Raw genomic sequence first — 284 nt, 5'->3', positions numbered from 1 at the left:
GTAGGGCTGGTTGGACTCGAACCAACGACCCCCGCGTTATCAACACGGTGCTCTAACCAGCTGAGCTACAGCCCCAAATGCTGTTCTTCTTGATTGACAGTCGATAAGTGTGAACGCTTGATGATGAACCCAATTGGTAACTCCCCAACGTGGTCCGGTGCTACTCTAGAAAGGAGGTGATCCAGCCGCACCTTCCGATACGGCTACCTTGTTACGACTTCACCCCAGTCACGAATCCTACCGTGGTAAGCGCCCTCCTTGCGGTTAAGCTACCTACTTCTGGT

At 53.2% G+C, this 284-nt stretch carries 1 tRNA gene and 1 rRNA gene; both read right to left on the bottom strand.

Going from position 1 to position 284, the window contains the following annotated elements:
- Position 1 precedes the first annotated feature (1 nt).
- Positions 2-75 (bottom strand) — tRNA-Ile (locus F8197_RS28280).
- A 94-nt stretch (positions 76-169) separates the two neighbouring features.
- A 16S ribosomal RNA gene (locus F8197_RS28275) occupies positions 170-284 on the bottom strand; the annotation flags it as partial.

The organism is Duganella sp. FT27W (assembly GCF_009295655.1).
In the GTDB taxonomy this organism is placed as follows: Bacteria; Pseudomonadota; Gammaproteobacteria; order Burkholderiales; family Burkholderiaceae_D; genus Rugamonas; species Rugamonas zoogloeoides.
The sequence above is the reverse complement of the archived record's forward strand: the minus strand, read 5'-3'. Positions and strand labels throughout refer to the sequence as shown.